An 18,770-nucleotide genomic window follows, 5' to 3' on the forward strand; every position below is an offset into this window, starting at 1 on the left:
CCTGCGCACCGCGACTCCTGTGCAGGAGCGCGAGGCTGTCGCGACCGCGCCCCTTCCGAGCGGGCCCCCACCCTCGACCGCGCCGCTTCCGTCACGTCCTGGCGTCGCCGCGCCGATGGGCGCGACGGCGGGAACGGGAGAGCCCTCGACGGCGCCGGTCCCCGGCTCGCTGCAGGACACCACGGAGGACGGGGCGCTGCGCGTGGATGCAGCGGGCCACCTGGTGATGTCCGCGGACGTGCGGCGGCTGTTCGACTACTACCTCTCCGCCACCGGAGAGGAGTCTCCCGAGTCGCTGCGCGCGCGCATCCTCGCGTCGATGCGGGCGAAGCTGCCGGCCAGCGCCCTGGATGAGGCCATGCGGGTGCTGGACGATTATCTGGCGTATCGGCAGGCCGCGCGCACGCTGGAGGTCCCCGCGGGCAGCGGGCCGGAGGATGTCGCCGGACGACTCGAAGCCGTGCGCCGCTTGCGCCGCGAACAGCTGGGCACCGAGGTCGCGGACGCGTTCTTCGCCGAGGACGAGCAGCACGACGCCGTGGCGCTCCAGCGCATGCGACTGGAGAAGGACGCGACGCTGTCTCCCGAGGAGCGCGCGCGTCGCATCGAGGCCCTGGAGGAGACACTTCCCCCCGACATGCGCGCGCTCCGCCAGGAGGCCCTGCATCCCTTGAAGCAGCAGGCCGCGGAGCGCGAGCTGGTCGCCTCGGGCGCCAGCGCCGAGGACCTGCATCAGTACCGGCTCTCCACCGAGGGACCGGAGGCCACCGCGCGCTTGGAGGCGCTCGACCAGGAGCGCGCGCAGTGGCAACGAAAGCTGACGGCGTTTCGAGCCAGGCGGCAGGCGCTGACGGCGAGCATCGCGGATCCCTCCGAGCGGGCCGCCGCCGCCCAGCGACTCCTGGTCGACTCGTTCAGTCCCGAGGAGCGCGTGCGTGTTCAGGCCCTGGATGCGATGGACGCCGCGCAGGCCCAGCAGCCCACGCCCTGAGCACCCGCATCCACGCGAGTCCGGCCAGCCAGCCGCCCAGCACGTCCGAGGGGTAGTGCACGCCCAGGTACACGCGCGTGACGCCGATGAGCAGACACAGCATGAGCGCCACACCGCGGAGATAGGCGCGCGGACGTGAGTCCTCGGCGCGAGGGACCAGGACCCAGGCCAGCGTCAGGTACACGATGACGGACATCATCGCGTGGCCGCTCGGGAAGCTGAAGGACATCACCGCCGCGAGGTGCGGCACCACGGAGGGACGGGGTCGGCCCACCGCGAACTTGAACAGCGTGTTGAGGCCCCAGCCCAGCAACACCCCGCTGCCGAGCCACACCGCGTCGCGCCGTCGCCGCGAGCTCCACAGGAAGCCGCACGCGCCCACCGTGACGAGCGTCAGGACCGGCGCGCCCCCGAGGGACGTGACGTCGCGGGCGGCCTCCGCCATCCAGCGCGGGCCCCGAGGAACCGACACATCCTCCGGGCGACGCAAGGCCCGGACCGCGCGCTCATCGAGCGACTGCGTCGCACCCAGCGACACCGAGGTCGCCGCGGCCAGGAACCCCAGCGCGCTGACGATGATTCCGGTCCATCCCGCGATGCGCCGTGCTCGTTTCTCGCTGCCACCGGACACACCCTGCCGCTGCTCCATGCGCGAGGACACTGGCGCCCGCGAGGCCTGTCTGTCCATCCGAACGGCGCACGACCGTGCCCCGCACACGGCGCCAGACACAGGACGGCCTTGGCAGCCGGCGCACGAACAGTCGTTCCACTCCGTGCCCCGACTGGCACTGTTCGAGACGCGAGGCTCAGTGCGTGGGTGACGGCTCCAGCAACAGGCCGTCCACGACGCCGTAGGCATAGGCGGCCAGAAAGGCATAGGCCCCCGCGACCCAGGCCACGTTGAGCGCTCGGGCCGTGCCTGCATCGGCCGCGCTGTAGCGACCATCCGGACCGCGCATCGCCATCGCCGTCCCCAACGAGGCCCCCGACACCGCCAGACACACGCCCTGCGTCACCGCCAAGGCCGTGCCCACCGCAGGCCGCCCATGCCGGAAGTGCCCCACGCCCAACGGCGCCAGGTACCACGCTCGCGAAGGTCCCGGCATCGCGGCGGGCGTGACAGCCTTCGGACTCGTGGCTCCACCCATCGCGCTCACGACAGGGCGCGCGTCGGGAATGAGGCGAGGATGGCGCTCCATCGCGAGCGCTGCGATGCGTTCAGCCTGGGCTGTCCGCACGCGCTCGACGAAGGCGATGAAGTCGGGCGGATACTGGAGCGGATCCAAGCGCGCGGTCCCGTCAACGGCGGCCAGTCCGCGCACCACCTCGGTCTCCGCGCGCGTCGGATCCTCCTGCGCGTGATACGTCGCGGCCAGGAGCAGATGCGCCTCGGACTCCAACGCATCGCCATCCAGGCGCATGGGATAGAGCAGGGCCTCCAGCGACGTGCGCGCCTGAGCGAGGTCTCCGGATTCGTAGGCCGCTCGCGCCGGGTCGAGCACCGACGCGGCCAGGAGCACCGCCACCACGGGCAGCCCCATCATGGCGCGTCCTCCAACACCACCTCGATGCGCTGCCCCGCCACGCCCTCCACCTCGCGCTGCACCGGTGCCTCTCCCGAGCTGCGCGCCGTGATGAGGTGACGGCCATGCTCGACTCGGAGTGGCGCGGACAGGGGCGCGGTTCCCACCTCCACGCCGTCCACGAACACGCGCGCGCCCGGGCGGGCCTTCACGAGCACCTCCGCCTTGCGCACCGGCAGCACCACTTCCCGCGCGACCGTCTCGCCCGCGCCAAGCGTGACCGACAGTTCCACCGCGTCGCAGAGCGGATTGACGAGCCGGAGGTGGTGCGTGCCTGGAGGCAACGACAGCTCTCGAACGCGCGGCGTGTAGCCTCGGCTTTGACCTTCCACGAAGACTTCGGCCCAGGGGCGCGTCGTCACTCGCAAGGTGGCTCGGGCTGCCTCCGCTGTCGGCACCTCCGTGGGGGAAGGGCTTCCAGCGTTGGGGTTCGCGGGCGCGGCATCATGCGCATTCGCGCGAACCGCGTCGTTCGCGCTCACCGGCTGCACATCTCGCGCGCCGGCCATGCTCCCTCCCGCGCGCGAACCACCGATGGCCGCCGTCTCCACGGTTCCGGACGACGTTGAATCGGGTGCAGCGCCTCGCCCACTGGGAGCGCGCTCGGGCGATGCCGGACCTCGGCCATCGCGCGTACCCGTCCGAACCGGGTTCGCGGGCGGCACGGTGGATGTTCCATCCGCCGGGAGCGGCGCGGCCCCATTCGCACCGCCACCTTGCACCGCGTGGGAACCGGCTCGCGTCTCGTCAGCACCTTCGCCCGTGCTCGGGGACCCTGCCTTCACGCCGTCACGCGGAGCCGTGGCCCCTTCCACCCCGTCACTCCCCGGGACTGGCGGGGCGCGCGAACCTCTCGGCGCGGTGGGGGGATGGACTGCCTCCGTGGATGCCATGTCGCGTCCGGACGGCGCCGGCGCCGAGACATTCAGCGCGGCGTCATGAACCGACGACGCGACCACCCACCCGCCCACGCCCACCACGCACACGCCCGCCCCGAGCGCCACGCCCTTCCACGGGCCCCACGCTCGGCGCGTCCCTCGCCGTCCTCGCAGCAGGGACACCACCTCGGGCGAGCCGGGACGCAGGGCCATCGCCGCGTTCAGGACCCTCGCGGCCTTCGCGCCCTCGCCTCGGTCCAGGAGCGCGCGGCCCTCGGCCAGCAGGGAATCAAAGCGCGCGTGCCTCCACTCCTGGGCGCGTTGGGCCGGCGCCAGGAAGAACGACCGCGACATCTCCGCCGGCGGGCCCACCTGACGCGCGAGAACCTCCGCCAGCGCTTCCGCCAACGCGCCACCGTCCACCGGGCGCGCTCGCGCATCACGCGCCAGACACCTCGCCACCAGCTCCACCACCGAAGCAGGTGTCCCCGGCGCGACCTCCGCGAGCGACGGCGCGTCCTTCGTCATCACCGTCGCCACGAGCTGCGCCGTGCCCTGGCCCGCGTGCGGCAGCGTCCCCGCGCACAGCTCGAACAGGATGACGCCCACCGCATACACGTCCGAGGCTGGCGAGAACGCCCCCGTGTCGATGCGCTCCGGCGCCATGTACGGCAGCGAGCCGGTGATTCCTCCCGTGCTGGTCAGCCGCTCCTGGTCCGCCAGCGCGGCGATGCCGAAGTCCGCCAGCTTCAGCGGGCCTCCCTCCGCCACCAGCACGTTCTCCGGCTTCACGTCCCGGTGGACGATGTCTCGCGCGTGCGCCGCCCCCAGGGCCCGTGACAGCTCCCAGGCCAGGACCAGCGCGGCCTCCACGGGGACGGGCGCCAGGGACTCGGCCAGGGCGCGCAGGTGCTGACCTTGCACCCACTCGCAGACGAGGTACGGGCCGTGCGCCGCGTCCTCGCCGTAGTCGTGGACCTCCAGGACGTTGGGGTGCTTGAGCGAGGCCGCCAGCTCCGCCTCGCGACGGAAGCGCTCCGCGCGCCGTCCGTCGCCTCCGGGATGCATCCGCTTGACCGCCACGGGTCGAGACAGGCGCAGGTCGGTGGCCAGATACACCGTCGCCATGCCGCCCCGGCCCAGCTCACGCTCCAGGCGGTAGCGGCCCGCCAGCACTTCACCCGTCATCGCGGCGCCATTCTCCGGGAGCGCCCCCCGCCAGGCAACCCGGGACGGCTACAGCTTGCAGGCCTTGGTGGTCCCCACCACCTCACAGGCCCCCAGCGCCCCTCCCGGGCAGTCCCGGTCGAGCGCGCACCGCTGCCGGCACCGCAAGACGCCCCCGGCCTCCCCCGACGGCAAGCACGACCCGCACCGCGCGCAGTCCAGCGAACTCTCGCACGTCAGCCCCAGCGTCTCCGGGACCTCCATGCAGTTCTCCACGCAGACCTCGTCCGCCGCGCAGCGGTACCCCGCGGAGCACGTGGACGCGTTGGGGTTGCAGGTCTGCTCGCACCGCTCCCGCTCGGGGTTGCAGAACACGTGGAGCGGACAGTCGAACGTGTCCGTGCAGTGACCGCCAATGCGCTTTCCCGGCTCGCAGAAGCCTTGCTGCCCGCAGCGCTCGTCCAACGCGCACGTGAAGTCCGTGGTGCAGCGCTCCTCCTCGCCTCCATCGACCTCCGTGCCCCCGTCCGTCGTCGAGCCCCCATCGGTCCCCGTCCCCCCGTCCGTCCGGGCCACGGGCAGACACGCGAACAGCGGCCCCGTGCGATTGGGCACCTGGCCACACGCATAGCCCGCGCGCGTGCACTCCGAGCCGCATGCGCGCAAGCACTGCCCCAAATCCAGCGCGCACACGCTCCCCGCTGGGCAGCCCTGAGTCGCCGAGCAGCGCATCAGGCAATAGCCCCCGGGGAAGCCCCCGCCGCAGTCCATTCCCGGGCCACAGTCCTCGTCCACGCCGCACGCGGACCCCACGCGCTCGGCGCGCACCGCGACGCAGCCCCCCTGCACGCACGCCTCCCCTTCCGAGCAGGGAGCGTCATCATCACAGCGGACGCGGATGTCGAGCGGACAGCCCACCGCCAGGAGCAGCGCGGGGACCAGGACGAGGAGCGGAGCGAGACGAGGCATCGGAGCAGGGACCGACTCTACGCGGGCAGATGAGGAAGGGCAGCCTCGCGACGCGAGACCGCCCTCCCCCATTCACGCGTCGCGGTGAGCGTGCGTTACATGCACACGCCGGGCATGTTCGGCATGCCCTGCATGCACTGCTTGCTGAGGCACTGGTCGTTGTTCATGCACGGGAAGCCCGTCGAGCCCATGCTGCACATGCCCAGCACCTGGTTCGCCACGAACTTCACGCAGCTCCACTTGGAGGGGCAGTTCGCGTCCGTCTTGCAGACGCCCGGCATGCAGAAGCGGCCCTTGGCGGGGATGAAGCCATCGTTGCACACCGAACCGGCCAGGCCCGTGGGGCACACGCCGTCCGCCGGGCACGCCGGGAAGCTGGCGCAGTAGGGCTTCTTGGAGCCCTCGTCGTCCGGGTCCGTGCAGACGGAGTACTTGTCACAGCCGTCGTTGAACGTGTTCGTGTCCACGGTGCAAGAGGCGGGGGCCTCGGGCGGCTTCAGGCTGCACAGGCCCTCCATGCAGAACTGGTTGGACTGGCACTGGCTGTCGGAGGTGCACGTCGGCACCACCTTGTTCTTGCAGTAGGACACGCCGCCCCCATCCGACGTGTCGCAGTACTGGTCCGCCGCGCAGTTGGCGTTGGACTGACAGCCAATGGCGCACAGGCCGTTGAAACAGAACTGGCCGGAGGGGCACGCATTGCTCGCGCTGCACAGCCCGCCGCCATGCTGCGCGTTGTTGTCCTTGTCCCCACCACCGCCCTTGTCTCCACCATCGGAGCTGTCCCCGCAACCCACGACCGCCAACGCCAGGAACAGGCTCACCACCATGTGCTTCATGACCGGACTCTCCTTGAGAAATCGTTCGTGATGCGGCCGGCGCGATGCCGTCGCATGCCGAGGCACCCCCTTCGCAACCCGCGTGCCCACCGCGCCGCAGGGCCAGGCCGCGTGCGATATCGCGGAGTTACGCGAGCAGACGTGCGCGCTGAGGCCTCCGGCTCGGGGGAAACGTGCCAGGGTTGGCACGCGCGCGAGCGCTCCCTGTGGGCGGCGTGTCAGTCCCCCTCACCCAGGTAGCGGAACAGCGAGCGCAGGCCGATGCCCAGCGCCGCCGCCGCGTCCTTCTTGCTGCCGCCGCTGCGGGCAATGGCCTCGCGCACGTAGCGCTGCACGAAGGCGTCGCGCGCGTCCTCCAGCGGGACCATGGGCGCGCCGTCCGCCCCCAGCTCCAGGTCCTCGGGCCCCAGCAGCTCCCCCGAGGCGAGCACCGCCGCGCGCCGCACCCGCGAGATGAGCTCGCGCACGTTGCCGGGGAAGGGGTGGCCTCGCAGCGCCTCGGTGGCCTTCTGCGTGAAGCCCCGCGCCTTGCGCCCCTCCTGGCCCAGCACATGGTGCGCGAGCAGCAACACGTCCTCCCCCCGCTCGCGCAGGGGCGGCACGTCCACGCGCACTTCCTCCAAGCGGAAGAGGAGGTCCGCGCGGAAGGCGCCTCGCTCCACGGCGGCCTTCAAGGGCGCGTGGGTGGCGGACACCACGCGCATGTCCACGGGCCTCGGCTTGTGCTCCCCCAGCCGCGTCACCTCGCGCTCCTGCACCACGCGCAAGAGCCGCGACTGGAGCGCCAGCGGCATGTCCCCGATTTCATCCAGGAAGAGCGTGCCCCCGTCCGCCGCTTCCACCAGTCCAGCCCGGTCCGCGCCCGCTCCGGAGAAGGCGCCGCGCGCGTGGCCGAACAGCTCGCGCTCGATGAGCGTCTCCGGCAGCGCCGCGCAGTTGACCGCCACCAGCCGCCCGCGACGTCCGCTGTGGCGATGGAGCGCGCGCGCCACCAGCTCCTTGCCCGTGCCCGTCTCACCTTGAATGAGCACGTGCAGCGACGTGGGCCCCAGCCGCTCCACCTGCCGGTACAGCGCGCGCATGGCGGGGGACTCGCCGATGATTCCCTCGAAGGTGGCCGCCGCGATGCGCCGCGTGAGTCCCTCCACCTGCGCCCGCAGCTCGGTGAGTTCGCGCGAGGTGGCCAGGAGCATTGCCGCCAACGAGGAGACCGCGAGCGCCTCCTCCAGCTCCTCGGCCGTGAAGGCAGGAGCGCCCACGCATCGCCCCAGGTAGACCACGGCCTGGGGCGCGGACTCGGCGCGCAAGGGCAGCACCAGCGCGGACACCAATCGCAGCGCCACCACGCTGGGGGCTCCCGCCAACACCGCGTCCGCCGCGATGTCCGCCACCCGCACCGGCGCACCGGACGCCAGCACGCGATCCACCAGGCCGTCCGCCACGGCGGCCTCGGGCACCGGCCCCGTGGCGCACAGCACGCGGCGCTCGCGCCCCTCGGGGACCACCAGGAACGCGACGTCCGCGCTCACCGCATCCGCGAGGCCCCGCATCACCGCGTCGAGCAGCTCGCCCGCCGGACGACGCGCCAGGAGCAGCGACGCGAACCCCGCCATCACCTCCACGAGCCGCGCGCGCGAGCGGACCGGCGGACTCATCGCGACGGGCGCGGCCTCCGCCAGCTCCACCGTCACCGGGCCCACCGTGAAGCTGTCTCCGCTCGCGAGCTGCGCCACGTCCACGCGGCGCCCCCGCACCTTCACCTCGCAGCCCTTGCCCGCGGGCGACACGCTCCACCCGCGCGCCTCGCGGAACAGGAGCGCATGACTGGGCTTCACCCCCGGCGCGTCGAGCACCACGTCGCACGCGGCATCCGCGCCCACCGAGAGCACCGACTTGTCCAAAGGGAGACGGCGACCGTCGGGCAGGACGAGGACGAGGGACATGCCGCTCCACGTATAGAAGATGTGACACCTCCGGGGCGAGGCGTGCGCGCCTGGACTTCCGGCCTCACGCGGCGTTGTCTCGCGCGCCGGGACTGCTATCACCCGGCTCCCCCCTTTTCCCAAGGCCCGAGGACGCCTCCATGGCCATCGCCACCATCGACCCGACGACGGGCCAGACGCTGCGCACCTTCGCCCCCCATACGGACGCCGAGGTGGAGCAGCGCCTGCGGCTCGCGGCGGAGACGTTCCCCTCCTACCGGCGCACGTCCGTGGTCGAGCGCGCGAGCTGGCTGAAGCGCGCGGCGGAACTGCTGGAGGAGAACGCGGACCGCTACGGCCGGCTGATGACGCTGGAGATGGGCAAGCCGCTGGAGTCCGCGCGCGCCGAGGCCCGCAAGTGCGCTACCGCCTGCCGCTACTACGTCACGCGCGGCGAGGCCCTGCTGCGCGACGAACCCATCGACATGGGGAGTGGACAGGCCTTCATCCACTACCAGCCGCTGGGCGCCGTGCTGGCCGTCATGCCGTGGAACTTCCCCTTCTGGCAGGTGGTGCGCTTCGCCGCGCCCGCGCTCATGGCGGGCAACGTGGCGCTGCTCAAGCACGCGGACAGCGTGCCCCAGTGCGCGCAGGCGCTGGAGGAGCTGTTCCACGAAGCGGGCTTCCCGCGCGGCGCGTTCCAGGTGCTGCGCGTGGAGGTGCCGCAAGTGGCGGGCATCATCGAGGACCCACGCGTGGCGGCGGTCACCCTCACCGGCAGCGAGCGCGCTGGACGCTCCGTGGGCGGCACCGCGGGCCGAGCCATCAAGAAGGTCGTGCTGGAGCTGGGCGGAAGCGACCCGTTCATCGTCATGCCGAGCGCGGACCTGGACCGCGCGGTGGAGACCGCCGTCACCGCCCGCCTCATCAACAACGGCCAGTCCTGCATCGCGGCCAAGCGCTTCATCGTCGCCGAGTCGATCGCCGCGGAGTTCGAGCGCCGCTTCCTCGAGCGCATGGCCCGCATCGTGGTGGGAGACCCGACGGATCCGCAGGTGGAGGTGGGGCCGCTGGCCACGCTCTCCATCCTCGAGGGGCTGCGCGCGCAGGTGGACGCGAGCGTGAAGGCCGGCGCGCGGCTGTTGCTCGGCGGTGCGCCGCTGGAGCGCCCTGGATACTTCTACCCGCCCACCGTCCTGGCGGATCCACCGCCCACCTCGCCCGCCTTCCGCGAGGAGCTGTTCGGCCCGGTGGCCACGCTGCTGCGCGCGAGAGATGTCGACCACGCCATCCAGCTCGCCAACGCGACGCCCTTCGGATTGGGCGCCAGCGTGTGGACACGTGACGCGGCGGAGCAGCAGCAGCTCATCGACGGCATCGAGGCGGGCCTCGTGTTCGTCAACGAGATGGTGGCCTCGGATCCGCGCCTGCCCTTCGGCGGGGTGAAGCACTCCGGCCACGGGCGCGAGCTGGCCGCGCTGGGCCTGCGCGAGTTCATGAACGCCAAGTCGGTGCGCATCGGAGGGGGCACGGCGCGGGGGCCCTCGGCGGGCGCCGCCACCGAGTAGCCTCGCCGTCAGCGCGTGCGGACCCGACCACCCGAGGGTCCGCCGTGGACATCCTCCAGGGCCTCGGTGACGGCCTGCACTTCCGCGCCGAGCTGCTCCACGCTCTGGCGCAGACCCGCGCCCGCCACGTCCGCGCCGGACGCATCCGCCGAGCGCACGCGCAGCACCTGCGCGTAGAGGTTCTCCAGCGTGTACGACAGCCGCGTGTACTCGGCCTCCAGCCGGTCCGCGTCGACGCGCAGGTCCTCGCGCTGGCGACGCTGCGCATCCAGCGCGTTCAGCGCGCCCTGGAGCCGCGCGCGCACCACCTCGTCCGTCTCGGCGGCGAGCCGCGTGGTCAGCCGCTCGCGGTCCGCCGCCAGACGCTCGGCGTCCTCGGTCGTGAGGAGGGCGCGCAGCTCGTGCTCGCGGCGCACCAGCGCGTGGCAGCCCTCGCGCAGCGCCTGCACCGTGCGCTCGGGCGCGTGGACCACCTCGCGCAGCACCTCGGGCGCCGCGCGCAGCTCACCGAGCAGCTTGTCGCAGGTGGCATCCACGCGCGCCAGCCGAGGGTCCGCGGCCTTCGGCTCGGCCGGGCGCGGCGTGGCGACAGGAGCCGCGGCGGGCGTGGCGACTGGCGTGGGCTTTGTGACGACGGGCGCGGGCGGCGCGGCGACGGGCTCCTGGGTCTGCGCGGGCAGCGCGTCCCGCGTCGACTCGGGCGTGGTCTCTCCCGTGGGCTCGGGCACGGGGTCCGGCAGGTGCCGCGCGGCGCGGAGGAACAGGCCGAGCGCCACGAAGATGAGCCAGAACATGTCCCGGTCGCGCACCGCCATCAGCACGCACGCCACCGCGACGACCGTCAGCGCGCCCGCGACCAGCGGCTCGCGCTTCACGGGCGTGGACAGCGCGTTGCGCTCGGCGCGGCGCGCATCGCGCTTGGCCTGATGCCGCCACTTCTTGTCCCAGTGACGGCGCTCCTTGGCGGTGGGCAACCGGCCCATCTGCCGCACCCACGCCTCCAGGGCCGCGTCCTGCCGGGCCTGCCCCTCCCGCAGCGCCGTTTCCAGGCGGGTCAGCCGCTCATCCGTTGTCGTCGTGGGAGGGTTGGAAGAAGGCTCGGACGGAGAAGACGGAGGCACGTGGTGACGCTAACAACTCTCCGAGGTGTTGAGGGAGTGATTCGCTCGGAGCCCCGCCCGCCCGGCATGCATGTCCATTCGTTTGCAATCCCGAGGGGGCAGACACATTGAAGGGCGCGCGGCCGGGGGACGCGCAAGGGGACTGCCGTGGAGACCATGGACAAGCGGGAAGCGGGGCTGGCTCCGGCGGCCATTCGCACATTGCGGGGCGAGCTGAGCCGCGCGGCCTTTGCCCGCCGCCTGGGCGTCACCCCCCTCACCGTCTATCGCTGGGAACTCCCGGCCGAGGCCCCCCAGGCCCGCCGACCGCGCGGGCAGGTGGCCCGGGCCCTGCGACGTCTCGCCGAGGGAGGTGCGCCTGAGCCCCACCTCGGATCCATCCGCCCGCCCCTGAGCGACGAAGAGTCCGCGCGCCTGGCGCCGTGCCTGCTGCGGCTGACCCGAGCGGAGTGGCGCCCCGCCGAAGAGGAACTGCTCGCCCTGCTCGCCTCGGGCACGCTCGTGACAGCGGGGGCCCGCGCACAGGCGGCGGTCGCGCTGGCGTACCTTCAGCGCTGGGGACGCGAGGACAGCCGGGGCGCCTTCGCCACGCTGCTGCCCCATCTGGCGGAGGCCCACGCGGGCGTGCTGCCCGAAGCCGTGGAGGCGCAGGTCCACGCGCTCGCGGCGACCCTGTACGCCTCACCGGACGGGAAGCTGTTCGACGCGGACAAGGTCCAGGCACACGTGGCGCGCGCCGAGGCGCTCTTGTCACCGCAGGGTGACGCGGAGCTGCGGTGCCAGCTGCGCATGGCGGAGCTGGCGTGCGCCTTCTACCTGGGCGAGGCCGAGCGCGTGGCCCAGCAGTCCGGCCGCGTCGCCGAGTGCCTGCCAGAGCTGGCGGACCCCACGCTGCGCCTCATCGCGGCGGACGCCTGCGGACATGAGTCCCAGATTCACGGCGAGGGCTCGCACGCCACGCGGCGCTTCCGCGAGACGGCGCAGGGTGCCGCGCGCCTGGGCTATGCCTTCTTGGAGGCGCGCAACCTCGCCTTCCTCGCGCAGCGCCGCTTGGAAGAAGCCGGCGCTCCGGACGAGGCCCTCCGCATGGTGGGCCGCGCGCGCGACACGGCTTACGGCGGACGCATGGCGCGGGGCTTCTCGTTCGTCTTCTGCGGACGCGCGGAGGCCGAGGCCCTGCTGCGACTGGCGCGCTTCCCTGAAGCACGCGCGGTGCTCGACGAAGCGGACGCGGTGCTGGAGGAGCTGAGCTGGACGCCGTCGCTCCTCGCGGTGCAGCGCGCGCGCCTGGGCTGCCTCACCGGGCGAGCCTCGGACGTGCGGCGGCTGGCGGGGCGGCTGGCGGCCTACGCGGGCACCATCCAGCGACCGCTCACCGCCGCGTATGCGCGCTACGTGGAGGCGCTGGCGGATGAAGCCGAAGGACACGCGGCCCGCGCCGCCGAGGGCTTCCAGGTCGCGGGCGCCCGCGTGATGGAGCTGGGCGGCTGGCCCTTCCTCCGGCGCGAGTGCCTGGTGGCCGAGACGGGCGCGCGCGTGGACGCGGACCAACTGGTCGAGGCCCGCGTGGCGCTGCGGCGTGCCCAGGCCTTCCTGGAGCGGCTGCCCTCGGCCTGGTACACGGCGCTGCTCACCCGCCACGAGGGACTCCTGCTCGCTCGGGAGGGACGCGCTCGCGAGGCGCGCGAGAAGCTGGAAGCGTCCCTGGGCACCTTCCGGCTCGCGGGCGACCTGCCTGAATCCACCCTCACCCGGCTCGCGCTCGCGAGGCTGGCGCGCGCGGAGGGCGACCTCGCGGCCTCTGAGCAGTCCTCGACGTGTGAAGCAGAGCTGCGCCGCTTGGGCGTGGCGATTCCTCCCGAGCCTCCGGACGCGGGGACCCCGACTGCGCTCGCCGCCGAGCCACGCGCGCAGGCCGCCGGACCGCGACTGGGCGCCGAAGCGCTGGTGGTTCCGTTCGAGCGCCTGAGCGTGCGCGGCATGGGCGCGCCGCTGCTCCAGCGCGAGCTGCTCTCCATCCTGGAGGGCCTGTTCCCCGGCCGCGCGCCGCGCCTGGAGGAGCTGGACTCGCAGGGGGGCGCCACGCTGCTCCTGGGCGACAACACGACGGCCGCCACCGAGTGGGTGGAGTTCGGGGACGGCTGTGGCCGTCGCCTGCGGGTGGGGCTGGTGGGGCCCCTGCCCGTGGACGGCCGCGCGCTGCTCACGACGCTGTCTCGGCTGGCGGGCTTCGCGCTGGAGGTGGCGGCGCTGCGCGGCTTCGCCGAGGCCCCCTTGCCCGAGGCCCCCGCTGAAGCCGACGCCGAGGTCCCAGGCTTCATCGCGGCCTCGCCTCCCATGAAGCGACTGCGCGCGGAGCTGGCGCGCCTGTCCCCCAGCCGCGCCACCGTCATCGTCACGGGCGAGTCCGGCTCCGGAAAGGAGCTGGTCGCGAGAGCGCTGCACACGCTGTCCACCCGCGCGGATCATCCCTACGTGGCCTTCAACTGCGCCGCGGTGCCGCGCGATCTCTTCGAGGGACAGCTCTTCGGTCATCGGCGCGGGGCCTACACGGGCGCGGCCACGGACCATCCGGGTGTCATCCGCGCCGCGCACGGCGGCACCCTCTTCCTGGATGAGATTGGCGAGCTGCCGCTGGACGTGCAGCCCAAGCTGCTGCGCTTCCTGGAGAACGGCGAGGTCTTTCCGCTGGGCGAGACACGCCCCACGCACGTGGACGTGCGCGTGGTGGCGGCCACGCACCGAGACCTGGGGCAGCTCGTGCGCGAGGGGCGCTTCCGCGAGGACCTCTACTACCGGCTCCAGGTGGTGCCCGTGCGCGTGCCGCCCTTGCGCGAGCGCCGCGAGGACATCATCGCCCTGGCTCGGCACTTCGTGCGCCACCTCACGCCCGAGGGCAGCGAGGCGCCGCAACTGGGCCCGGATGCGCTGGCCGCGCTGGTGGCGCACCCGTGGCCCGGCAACGTGCGCGAGCTGCGCAACGTCATCGAGCGCTCCATGGCCTTCGGGCCGCTGCCTGCGGTCCTGGGGACCGAGCAGATGCGCATCGCGGGCTAGGCCCGGAGCCCGGCCCGCGATGCGCTCCACCCTTTTCCCCACACCCCTGTGGGAAGCCTCGGGCCGAGGAACACCCCAGGTCGGACAGGGGGGGAACCTCCGACCCGGGGTGCAACGACTGCTGCGTTCACGGCCTCGAAAAGACGCCCGCGGGTCGGCGAGGGGGGGGCACCGGCCCGGGGCAAGGAGGCGTCCAACATGACGCCTCCGAAATCCGTCACGAAGCCAACACAGAGCATCTCGCGTGCCAGCGCGCGGAGCCCGCTTCCTCGCGTTTGGAAATCATCCCGTGCATCCAAACGCGGTCTCGGGAGCATCCGACCGGGCGTATCCGGATACGGTGGACCGTTCGCGGGGAGCAGGCGGGCTGATGGACGGCCCATCGCGAACGTGGCGGCACGCGGCGCGGGCATGCGTTAGTGCGGGCCCCATGACGTTTCCCGCCTCGTCGCGTCGGTTCCGAGTCTTCAGCCATGCGGTGCTCGCCTACACCCTGGGCGTCATCCTCTGGGGCGCGTTCGTTCGGGCCACGGGCTCGGGGGCGGGCTGCGGCGCCCACTGGCCGGTGTGCAACGGCGAGGTGCTTCCTCGCGCGCCCACCCTGGCCACCGTCATCGAGTACACCCACCGACTGACGAGCGGCCTGGCCACCGTGCTGGCCGTGGCGCTGTGTGTCTGGGGCCTGCGCGCCCACGCCAAGGGCCACCCGGTGCGCCGCGCGGCGGTGATGTCGCTGGTGTTCATGCTGACCGAGGGCCTGGTGGGCGCGGGCCTCGTGCTGCTCGAGTACGTGGCGGACAACAAGTCCATGGGCCGCGCGGTGTGGATGGGCATCCACCTGGTCAACACGTTCCTCCTGGTGGGCGCGCAGACGCTGGTGGTGTGGTGGTCGGCGGGGCGCGCGCGCGCGACGTGGCGCGGACAGGGTTGGACGGGTGTGCTGTTGGCCGCGAGCGTGGTGGGGCTCCTGGTGCTCGGCGTGAGCGGCGCCGTGGCCGCCCTGGGCGACACCCTCTTCCCCGCGTCCAGCCTGGCCGAGGGCATTCGCCAGGACATGTCCGACACGGCGCACGTGCTGGTGCGGCGGCGGGTGCTGCATCCGTTGCTCGCGGTGGGCATGGGCGCGCTGCTCGTGCTGGCCAGTCGCGTGGTCGCGCGGCTGCGGCCGTCGGCGGAGGTGCGGCGCGCGTCGATGCTGCTCGTCATCGTCTACGCGGCGCAGCTCTGCGCGGGCATGGTCAATCTGGTGTTGCTGGCGCCGGTGTGGATGCAGCTCGTGCACCTGCTGCTCGCGGACTTCGTGTGGATTGGCGTGGTGCGGCTGTGCGCGTCCGGGCTCGCGGTGGATGCGCCGGGCTACGACGCGAAGCAAGCGCCGGTGCTATCGGGCGTCGCCTCGCAGGCGTAGTCCTCGGGGCACCACCCCGCGCTCCACGAGTTCGAACACGCCACTGACGAGCAGGGCCAGCAGGGCCGCGGGCACCGCGCCCTCCAGAATCAACCCCACGTCATCCAGGCGGATGCCTGTGAGGATGGGCTGGCCATAGCCACCCGCGCCCACCAGCGCGCCCAGCGTGGCGGTGCCCACGTTGATGACCGCCGCGGTCTGGATGCCCGCGAGGATGGAAGGCGCGGCCAACGGCAGCTCGATGCGCCACAGCCTCGCGCGCGGCGGCAGGCCCAGCGCCTCGGCGGACTCGCGCAGCTCCCCCGGGATGCCCGAGAGCCCCGCGGTGGTGTTCCGCACGATGGGCAAGAGGCTGTAGAGGAACAGCGCCGCGATGGCCGGCCGCGAGCCGATGCCCAGCAGCGGAATCATGAACACCAGCAGCGCCAGCGAGGGCACCGTCTGCACGATGCTGGTGAAGCCCAGCACGCCCTGCCCCAGCCGAGGCCGCCGCGACGCGAGCACCCCCAGCGGCACCGCGAGCGCGATGGCCGCCGCGAGCGACACCCCCACCAGGGACAAGTGCTCGCGAGTCCGCCGCCACACGCGCGAAACAGTCCCCTCATCGCGAACCTTCGCCGCCACGCCCAGTCGGCTCGCGAGGAAGTCGGCGGACACGCGCGCCTCGGGCACGCGCTCCAATCGCGCACGGGCGTTGAGCGCCACCATGTCCTGCTCGGACAGGCGGCCTTCGAGCCGCAGCACCGCGTCCGCCACCCGCGGCTCCCGCTCCGCCCAGTCCGCGCGGTACACGAGCACGGCGTCGTAGGCCGGGAAGTGATGCAGGTCATCCTCCAGCACGCGCAGCCCGTACGCGGCGATCTCCGCGTCGGTCGAGTACAGGTCCGTCACGTCGATGGCGCCCGAGTCCATGCCCCGGTACGCGAGGTCATGGTCGAGCCCGCGCACGTCGCGCTGCGGGAGCTGATAGCGCGTGCGCAACGCGGGCCAACCATCCGCGCGGTCCATGAACTCGTTGCTGAAGCCCACCTTCAGCTCGGGGTGCTGGCGCAAGTCCGAGATGCGGCGGATGCCCAACCGCTCGGCCTCCGCCTCCTTCATGCCCAGGGCGTAGGTGTTGTTGAAGCCCAGCGGGCGGCTCATGCGCAGCCCCTCCTCGGCGAGCGCCTTCGCCAGCGCCGCGTCGTCCGCGAGGTGGCGGCGCGAGAAGAGCTCCTGCCGCAGCGTGCCGGTGTACTCCGGATAGATATCCAGTTCGCCTCGGCGCAGGGCCTCCCAGAGGACGGTGGTGCCGCCCAGCTCGCGCCGGTGCACGGCGTTGGCTCCCGCACCGCGCGCGAGCTGCGTCACCATCTCGCCCAGGAGCACGGACTCGGTGAACTTCTTCGAGCCCACTCGCACCGGAGGCCCGCCGCCCTCCGTCACCGACGCCTCCGTGCACGCCACGAGCACCAGCGCGGTGAGCAGTCCGCACCACACCGCCCTCACGACGCCACCTCGCCCCCAGGGAGCGGCAAGGGTCGCTGCGCCTGGATGAACCGCGTGACGAACGGATCCGCGGGCCGAGCCTCCAGCTCACGCAATGCCCCCTGCTGCACCACCTGCCCCTCGCGCATGAGCACGAGGTCGTCTCCCAGGAACGCCGCCTCCGCGAGGTCGTGCGTCACCAGCACCACCGTCTTGCGCAGGCGCGCGAAGATGCCGCGCAGGTCCGCTTGCAGCTCGTGGCGCACCAGCGGATCCAACGCCCCCAGCGGCTCATCCAACAGCAGCACGTCCGGATCCAACATCAGTGCGCGCATGAGCGCCACGCGCTGCCGCTGTCCTCCCGAGAGCTGCGCCGGGTAGCGCGCCAGCGCCTCGGCGGGAAAGCGCGTCAGCTCCAAGAGCACGTCCAGGCGCTCACGCGTGCGCGCCGCGGGCCAGCGCAGGTGCTGAGCCATCAGCGTGACGTTGTGCGTGCCCGTGAGGTGAGGAAACAGCCCGCCGCCCTGGAGCGCGTAGCCCACGCGACGACGCAAGGCGAGCAGCGCCTCGCCGTCTTGGGGCAAAGGCTGACCCTCGAAGAGGACGCGACCTGTGTCCGGGCGCGACAGGCCGTTGAGCAAGCGCAGCAACGTGGACTTGCCGCAGCCACTGGGACCGAGGAGCACCGTGGTGCGGCCGGACGGCAGCCTCAGTGACAGCGGATGCAGTGCCCAGGTGGAGCCGAAGCGCTTGGACACGTCCTCCAGCTCGTACACGGGCACCGTCCTTCAGCGAGGGGTGAACACACCATTGCACGCAGCCGGAAAGCCCGGCGCGCTCGACGGGAAATCGCAGGCCGCGAAGAGCGCGCCGCCCTGCCACGTCACCTCGGCGGCCCACAGCACGCGCGCGCCCTGCGGCCCTGGCGTGGTGAAGCGGAAGCAGCGCGTGGGCCGCACCTCCAGCCGACAGTCCACCTCCTCCACGGGCCCCGAGCCGGGCAGCGCATCGTGCAGCTCCGCCACGCTCTGGTCGCGCCAGCGCGCGAGCCCCGTGGTGTTCTCGGTCGGAGCGAAGACGCTCCACGAGAACGTCGCATCCTCGCAGCGAATGCGCCCGGAGCGACTGGTGGAGCTGGCCAGACGACAGCCGGGCGGCACCGTCAGCACGCGCCACGGCAGGCGCGGCGGCATCAGCAGCGCGGCGGGGTCCAACACATCGCCCTCGGGGTTGCCATGCGCGGCGAGGAACTCGAAGCGCTCCAGGCAGCGCGCCAGCTCCGCGCGGTCCGCCCCCGGAACGATGCAGCCGAGCTGACGACGCCGTCCCGCCAAGGGAGACACCACCGTGACGTAGCCAGACGCGCGGCACGCACCATTCGGAGCACACGCGGCGAAGCGCAGCGCGGGCCACGACTCCCCTGCGAGCGGCAGCGACTCGCGCGACTCCGTCAGCCCCGAGGCGCCGAGTCGCGCGATGACCCGAGAGCGAGCCTCCGCGAGCGCCTGCGCGGGCTCCAGGTCCTGACGCTCCTCCAACCACAGGGACATCCCCGCGCAGCGCCAGGTGCGGGACGTGGGACTGTCCGGCAGCGGCGTGCAGCCCGCGAACAGGTCGCGCGCACCAGGGACGAAGGGGCCCTCGGACGTGGCGCCGACGAGCGGCACCGCCGGGGGCGGAGGCGCGGGGGTGGCACAGGAGAGGAACAGCGCCGTCGCCAGCACTGCCCCCGTCATCCAGGCCCCGGTCCGCATAAAGCCGGGATAGGCGCCGGGCCCGGGCCGCGTCAACCAGCCCGAG

The 18,770-nt window shown here is 72.8% G+C and carries 14 protein-coding genes; 4 read left to right on the forward strand and 10 right to left on the reverse strand.

What is annotated here, in order from left to right:
- The first annotated feature begins 115 nt into the window (after window positions 1-115).
- The gene (locus JGU66_05575; protein MBJ6760223.1) at window positions 116-991 is read left to right on the forward strand and encodes a lipase chaperone; all 876 of its coding nucleotides are present in this window, start codon (window positions 116-118) and stop codon (window positions 989-991) included.
- On the opposite strand, the gene JGU66_05580 is transcribed toward JGU66_05575, so the two are convergent.
- The 6 genes from JGU66_05580 to JGU66_05605 form a co-directional block, all read right to left on the reverse strand.
- A complete protein-coding gene (locus JGU66_05580) occupies window positions 915-1,640 on the reverse strand; it encodes a phosphatase PAP2 family protein (protein MBJ6760224.1) in 726 nt (241 codons plus the stop codon). The genes JGU66_05575 and JGU66_05580 overlap by 77 nt on opposite strands.
- Before the next feature lie 157 nt (window positions 1,641-1,797).
- Window positions 1,798-2,535, reverse strand: a complete 738-nt coding sequence (locus JGU66_05585; protein MBJ6760225.1) for a hypothetical protein — start codon at window positions 2,533-2,535, stop codon at window positions 1,798-1,800.
- Window positions 2,532-4,640: a protein kinase gene (locus JGU66_05590; protein MBJ6760226.1), complete on the reverse strand. Its 2,109-nt coding sequence runs from the start codon at window positions 4,638-4,640 to the stop codon at window positions 2,532-2,534. Before JGU66_05590 ends, JGU66_05585 begins: the two co-directional genes overlap by 4 nt.
- Window positions 4,641-4,688: 48 nt before the next feature.
- Window positions 4,689-4,994 (reverse strand): hypothetical protein, encoded by a 306-nt coding sequence (locus JGU66_05595; protein ID MBJ6760227.1) that lies wholly within the window; start codon window positions 4,992-4,994, stop codon window positions 4,689-4,691.
- A gap of 689 nt (window positions 4,995-5,683) precedes the next feature.
- Entirely contained in the window at window positions 5,684-6,427 is a 744-nt protein-coding gene (locus JGU66_05600) for a hypothetical protein (protein MBJ6760228.1), read from the reverse strand.
- 218 nt (window positions 6,428-6,645) lie between these two features.
- Window positions 6,646-8,370: a sigma 54-interacting transcriptional regulator gene (locus tag JGU66_05605; GenBank protein ID MBJ6760229.1), complete on the reverse strand. Its 1,725-nt coding sequence runs from the start codon at window positions 8,368-8,370 to the stop codon at window positions 6,646-6,648.
- A 140-nt stretch (window positions 8,371-8,510) separates the two neighbouring features.
- Between JGU66_05605 and JGU66_05610 the strand changes: the two genes are divergently transcribed.
- Window positions 8,511-9,917 carry an NAD-dependent succinate-semialdehyde dehydrogenase gene (locus JGU66_05610; GenBank protein MBJ6760230.1) on the forward strand — a complete coding sequence of 469 codons (1,407 nt, stop codon included), beginning with the start codon at window positions 8,511-8,513 and terminating at the stop codon, window positions 9,915-9,917.
- An 8-nt stretch (window positions 9,918-9,925) separates the two neighbouring features.
- On the opposite strand, the gene JGU66_05615 is transcribed toward JGU66_05610, so the two are convergent.
- Window positions 9,926-11,038 (reverse strand): hypothetical protein, encoded by a 1,113-nt coding sequence (locus tag JGU66_05615; GenBank protein MBJ6760231.1) that lies wholly within the window; start codon window positions 11,036-11,038, stop codon window positions 9,926-9,928.
- Window positions 11,039-11,194: 156 nt separating this feature from the next.
- On the opposite strand from JGU66_05615, the gene JGU66_05620 reads away from it, so the two are divergent.
- Both JGU66_05620 and JGU66_05625 read left to right on the forward strand, forming a co-directional pair.
- Window positions 11,195-14,095, forward strand: coding sequence for a sigma 54-interacting transcriptional regulator (locus tag JGU66_05620; protein MBJ6760232.1), 2,901 nt, complete (start codon window positions 11,195-11,197; stop codon window positions 14,093-14,095).
- A gap of 430 nt (window positions 14,096-14,525) precedes the next feature.
- Window positions 14,526-15,503, forward strand: a complete 978-nt coding sequence (locus JGU66_05625) for a COX15/CtaA family protein (GenBank protein MBJ6760233.1) — start codon at window positions 14,526-14,528, stop codon at window positions 15,501-15,503.
- Here the strand turns inward: JGU66_05625 and JGU66_05630 are convergent.
- From JGU66_05630 to JGU66_05640, 3 genes are read right to left on the reverse strand one after another with little or no spacing between them, the layout of a single operon-like run.
- Entirely contained in the window at window positions 15,477-16,991 is a 1,515-nt protein-coding gene (locus tag JGU66_05630) for an ABC transporter permease subunit (GenBank protein MBJ6760234.1), read from the reverse strand. The two genes, JGU66_05625 and JGU66_05630, sit on opposite strands and share 27 nt — an antisense overlap.
- Window positions 16,988-17,746, reverse strand: a complete 759-nt coding sequence (locus JGU66_05635; protein MBJ6760235.1) for an ATP-binding cassette domain-containing protein — start codon at window positions 17,744-17,746, stop codon at window positions 16,988-16,990. Before JGU66_05635 ends, JGU66_05630 begins: the two co-directional genes overlap by 4 nt.
- Before the next feature lie 12 nt (window positions 17,747-17,758).
- Window positions 17,759-18,706 carry a hypothetical protein gene (locus tag JGU66_05640; GenBank protein MBJ6760236.1) on the reverse strand — a complete coding sequence of 316 codons (948 nt, stop codon included), beginning with the start codon at window positions 18,704-18,706 and terminating at the stop codon, window positions 17,759-17,761.
- Between the last annotated feature and the right edge of the window lie 64 nt (window positions 18,707-18,770).

The sequence above is a fragment of the Myxococcaceae bacterium JPH2 genome (assembly GCA_016458225.1).
In the GTDB taxonomy this organism is placed as follows: Bacteria; Myxococcota; Myxococcia; order Myxococcales; family Myxococcaceae; genus Citreicoccus.

What these genes read in the sequence shown, in the direction of transcription:
- JGU66_05605 (MBJ6760229.1), bottom strand. Translation starts at nt 8,370, where the DNA reads ATGTCCCTCGTCCTCGTCCTGCCCGACGGTCGCCGTCTCCCTTTGGAC.
- JGU66_05610 (MBJ6760230.1), top strand. Translation starts at nt 8,511, where the DNA reads ATGGCCATCGCCACCATCGACCCGACGACGGGCCAGACGCTGCGCACC.
- JGU66_05620 (MBJ6760232.1), top strand. Translation starts at nt 11,195, where the DNA reads ATGGACAAGCGGGAAGCGGGGCTGGCTCCGGCGGCCATTCGCACATTG.
- JGU66_05575 (MBJ6760223.1), top strand. Translation starts at nt 116, where the DNA reads ATGGGCGCGACGGCGGGAACGGGAGAGCCCTCGACGGCGCCGGTCCCC.
- JGU66_05590 (MBJ6760226.1), bottom strand. Translation starts at nt 4,640, where the DNA reads ATGACGGGTGAAGTGCTGGCGGGCCGCTACCGCCTGGAGCGTGAGCTG.
- JGU66_05600 (MBJ6760228.1), bottom strand. Translation starts at nt 6,427, where the DNA reads ATGAAGCACATGGTGGTGAGCCTGTTCCTGGCGTTGGCGGTCGTGGGT.
- JGU66_05585 (MBJ6760225.1), bottom strand. Translation starts at nt 2,535, where the DNA reads ATGATGGGGCTGCCCGTGGTGGCGGTGCTCCTGGCCGCGTCGGTGCTC.
- JGU66_05580 (MBJ6760224.1), bottom strand. Translation starts at nt 1,640, where the DNA reads ATGGAGCAGCGGCAGGGTGTGTCCGGTGGCAGCGAGAAACGAGCACGG.
- JGU66_05640 (MBJ6760236.1), bottom strand. Translation starts at nt 18,706, where the DNA reads ATGACGGGGGCAGTGCTGGCGACGGCGCTGTTCCTCTCCTGTGCCACC.
- JGU66_05625 (MBJ6760233.1), top strand. Translation starts at nt 14,526, where the DNA reads ATGACGTTTCCCGCCTCGTCGCGTCGGTTCCGAGTCTTCAGCCATGCG.